Annotated in this window: 9 protein-coding genes; 1 reads left to right on the top strand and 8 read right to left on the bottom strand. The window is 59.3% G+C overall.

From position 1 onward, the window contains the following. From ACOTWU_RS25045 to ACOTWU_RS25010, 8 genes are all read right to left on the bottom strand, one after another. A partial coding sequence (locus ACOTWU_RS25045; RefSeq protein ID WP_228293354.1) for a hypothetical protein occupies positions 1–88 on the bottom strand: 88 nt, incomplete at its 3' end. Between the two features lie 78 nt (positions 89–166). Continuing rightward, entirely contained in the window at positions 167–724 is a 558-nt protein-coding gene (locus tag ACOTWU_RS25040; protein ID WP_003100847.1) for a recombinase family protein, read from the bottom strand. Continuing rightward, positions 718–1089, bottom strand: coding sequence for a hypothetical protein (locus ACOTWU_RS25035; RefSeq protein WP_021243030.1), 372 nt, complete (start codon positions 1087–1089; stop codon positions 718–720). Before ACOTWU_RS25035 ends, ACOTWU_RS25040 begins: the two co-directional genes overlap by 7 nt. Then, positions 1086–1586 carry a hypothetical protein gene (locus ACOTWU_RS25030; RefSeq protein WP_003100856.1) on the bottom strand — a complete coding sequence of 167 codons (501 nt, stop codon included), beginning with the start codon at positions 1584–1586 and terminating at the stop codon, positions 1086–1088. Before ACOTWU_RS25030 ends, ACOTWU_RS25035 begins: the two co-directional genes overlap by 4 nt. Further along, entirely contained in the window at positions 1583–1909 is a 327-nt protein-coding gene (locus tag ACOTWU_RS25025; protein ID WP_003100858.1) for a hypothetical protein, read from the bottom strand. The genes ACOTWU_RS25030 and ACOTWU_RS25025 overlap by 4 nt, the downstream gene beginning before the upstream one ends. Before the next feature lie 254 nt (positions 1910–2163). Beyond that, on the bottom strand, positions 2164–2520 hold the full coding sequence (locus ACOTWU_RS25020) for a cupin domain-containing protein (protein ID WP_000215515.1): 357 nt from the start codon (positions 2518–2520) through the stop codon (positions 2164–2166). After that, positions 2510–2911, bottom strand: a complete 402-nt coding sequence (locus ACOTWU_RS25015) for a DUF86 domain-containing protein (RefSeq protein WP_001293886.1) — start codon at positions 2909–2911, stop codon at positions 2510–2512. The genes ACOTWU_RS25020 and ACOTWU_RS25015 overlap by 11 nt, the downstream gene beginning before the upstream one ends. Beyond that, on the bottom strand, positions 2908–3198 hold the full coding sequence (locus tag ACOTWU_RS25010; protein ID WP_001247892.1) for a nucleotidyltransferase family protein: 291 nt from the start codon (positions 3196–3198) through the stop codon (positions 2908–2910). The genes ACOTWU_RS25015 and ACOTWU_RS25010 overlap by 4 nt, the downstream gene beginning before the upstream one ends. A gap of 263 nt (positions 3199–3461) precedes the next feature. On the opposite strand from ACOTWU_RS25010, the gene ACOTWU_RS25005 reads away from it, so the two are divergent. Continuing rightward, a partial coding sequence (locus ACOTWU_RS25005) for a hypothetical protein (protein WP_208638249.1) occupies positions 3462–3672 on the top strand: 211 nt, incomplete at its 3' end.

The following is a 3672-nucleotide window of genomic DNA, read 5'->3' as shown; positions in this document are numbered from 1 at the left end:
GGTAAACAGCCTTCCCGCGACGATCCTGGCAATGAATATGGAAAGAGTTTTTACCCAGATCGATACCAATGAGCGCAATGTTTTCCATGATAGTTCTCCGAATGAAAGCCTGTCCTCAGCATAGTACCGGGAAGGAGGGAGTGACCATCTCATTAAATAAAGCACGCTAAGCGTGCGTGGAGGCTGGCACCCAGCGGTACAGCGTCGGAATGGACACGCCGAGGTTCTTGGCCACGTCCTTGGGCGGCACCCCGCTGGCCAGCAGCTTCTTGGCCGACTCGATCTTGCTGTCGGTCATCTTCGGCTTGCGGCCGCCTTTGCGGCCGAGCTGCTTGGCGACTTCCAGCCCGGCGCGGGTGCGCTCGACGGTCAGCTCGCGCTCCATTTCGGCAAGGCTCGCCATGACGTGGAAGAAGAACCGCCCGGATGGTGTGCCGGTGTCGATGGAGTCGGTGAGGCTCCTGAACTGGACACCGTGCTTGTGCAGATCGCCGACCAGATCGACCAGTTGCTTGACCGACCGGCCCAGCCGGTCGAGCTTCCAGACGACCAAAGTATCGCCTTCGCGCAGCATTTCGAGCGTCTTGGCCAAGCCAGGCCGGTCTGCCCGCGTGCCACTCACCTTGTCCTCGAAGACCTTTTTACATCCGGCCTTGCTCAAGGCTTCGCGTTGCAGCTCCAGGTTCTGATCCTGCGTCGAGACGCGCGCATAGCCAATCAACATGGCTTGTCTCGCGCCCGGTCGATGCGTTCCTGCATCGCCTGCATCACTTCTTCGTGGGTGTACGATCTGGCGTTGGCGTCGGTGGCTTGCCGCAGGGCTTCCTCAACCTCGCGCGTCATCCGCTCGTAATCCTCCGGCCACAGCGCTTGCTCCATGCGCAGCGACGCCTGACTCAGCAGGTGCAGCAGGCTGAACAGCCGCATGTCGTTGGTGGCGACGATGCGCTCCCGAATCTGCTCCTGAATAGCTTCGCTAGCCCGATGCGCTTGTGGTGTGGCAGTCCCCTCGTAGTCAGCGGGGAATTCCGCTTCCTCGGCAATCCTTGCCCAGGCGCTGGCCAGCGCCTCGATGGTTGACGTGCTCATTTCCGCCGCTCCTGTGCTCTTTGGCGAATCAACCGGCCAAGGGGCCTCGACGCGAAAACCAGCAGCATCACGCCTATCGGATACCAGGTCGAGAAGACCACCAAGGCATCGAAGGCTGGCCGTCCGGTGTTGGTAGGCAGTACGGCGGTCACAGCCATCAACCCGCCGACCGTCCAGATGATGCGCCACACGTAGGGCATCACGCGGGGCACGTAGCCGTCATCGAAAGCGGTCTGGTAGTAGCGGCGCAGGCCGCGCTCGGCAAGCGCCTGGCGCTGCCGCTCCGACAGCGCATCCGTCCGGCCATACCAGCGCCGGAATGGTGGACAGCGCAGCAGCAAAGGGGTGAAGAGGATCATCACCGCCACGATCGCGACACCCCACGCCATGACGGCGCCGGCATCGGGCCGCTTGGCGTTCTCGATCACGGGCGCGAAGACGCCCGGAGCACCGATCATCCAGAACAGCGCAATGTGCTGATGGAAGGAGAGCTTCATTTGCTCATCCACTTGCGCAGCAGGCGCTTTTTCAGGGAGGCGCGTTCTTGCGGGTTGCGTCCCTTGTGATTGGCGATGCGATCCGCCGTGGCGGCCTGGCGCTTGACGGGCCAGTAGGAGCGGCCATCCTTGCCCATCGACCAGACGCTGCTGGCCTGGTTTTCCAGCAGGGGCAGATGGGCGCTCAGGGCTTCGGGCGACGCGCTGGTCAGCGCCGTGCGCTCACGGGTGCGCCAGCGCTGATGCCAGAGCTTCTTGTCCTCGCGCTCGCTGCCGCAGGTCGTGTGCCCGACGATGGGTGTTTTGCGGCGGCTGCGGCTCATAACGTAGTGGTCTCCAAGAACATTCAGGACTGATCCCAGGCGTCGATGGTCAAGACCTGATCGGCAGGACAGGCGGCTACGCGGTCGGGAACTGGATGGTGTTCAGTCTCATGCCGACCCCATTCGATTGATCGCGTCGCTTGCGGCACGCTGCGACGCAAGGAGGTTTGCGACCTGGTTTAGCAGCCGTGTCCGCTGCATGTCTGTTACCTATCTCCCCGACCGCTCATTGGACCAACTCCAGAGATTGGGCTCTATCGCTCAGCCAATACGAAACCGGCATTGGCTGATGCCACAACCGAGACTAACACAAATGGCTCGGTACCTGTATTTCGCGCCCCGTGCACTTGGCCCGGTCTTGCCACGGCTATCTCACCTTCCCTGAGGGCACGAACAATCCCATTGCCCTGAAAGTAATCAGCCATTCCCGACAAAACAGTCCACGTGTCTTGGCCGTGAGGATGAATGTGAGCCGCAATTTCCTGCCCGGGATGGACATGCCAAACCACGATAATTGAGTCTCGGGTTTCAAGCACAACGGAACGAATAGGCTCGCCTTCGGACGGCTGAACATACTCGGCTACAGAAAATATTCTCGATTCAACAGTCATCGGAGATCCCTCTTTCACAGTTGTCGTTACGGTCTTCATCGTCGGCATCCTGACGCACGGCGGGCAATTGCTGGAGCAACGCCGGCAGCCATTCCTGTACCGTCTCCCACACCACATCGAGGTTGATGTCGAAATAGCCGTGAGCCATGCGATTACGCATATTGCGCATGCTGCGCCACGGCACGTCGGCATGCGCCTGGGTGAACTCGACGTAGCCATCCATCACCTTTGTGGCCGCCTCGCCGATGACGATCAGGCTCATGATGACGGCCTGCTGGGTGCGCTTGTCGGCCAAGAAGTCGTCCTTGGCCATCCCTTCCACGAAGCTGCGCGCATCGGTTGCGGCCTGCTGAATGTGGTCGAGGTAATCGGGCAGGCGGTTCTCGCTCATATCGGTTGCGCCTCCGCGAGCACCTTGGCCCGGAACTTCGGCGGCAGGTCGCCGGGAGTCAGCAGATCGACGTCAACGCCGAGCAGCGATTTCAGTTCTTCTTCCAAATCGCCCAAGTCCAACAACGTGGCACCGGGCAGCGCATCGACCAACAGGTCGAGGTCGCTGCCATCCCGGTCGGTGCCATGCAGCACCGAGCCGAAGACGCGCGGGTTCGCGGCGCGAAAGCGGCCTACCGCTTCACGCACTGCGCTTCGCTTCATGTCAAGCACAACAGACGGTCGCATGCGCATCCTTTCTTATCGAAACTCGTTGAGATGATATGCAATCAAGAATAGAATTTCAAGAACTATTTTCGAGAATCGCAATGCCTTGATTCCCGTGCCGCGCCTGTCATTTTCAGAAGGTGACTGCACGGAATATCAAGAGTCGGCTGCACAGTCTTTTCTGATCTGTGGTCGTCTCAGAAAACGGAATCTATGGTCACTCCCGTTTTTGCAACACCGATTTTGACGATAAGTTGGCTTGCTTGAATCTATCCGGCGTCTGAATGGGATTTTATTCCCGCGCCTCGATGAGTTCCGCGCCTGATGAACCTCCAGAAAATATACGGCTTCAGCGAGCCTTTCCGTTTTACAGGTTCCTCAACAGGCCGGTGGGCCGTTTGTATCATCAATATCAGTATTCGCAAAACCAGATGAATGATTGTTTAAACTGGTGTATTTCTGCCTTTATGCTTCGTAAGTTTGCTGTCGCGCCGT

The organism is Enterobacter cloacae complex sp. GYL001, from assembly GCF_049237125.1.
Lineage (GTDB): Bacteria > Pseudomonadota > Gammaproteobacteria > Enterobacterales > Enterobacteriaceae > Enterobacter > Enterobacter hormaechei_C.
Note: the sequence above shows the minus strand (reverse complement) of the source record. Positions and strands in the feature narration are given on the sequence as shown.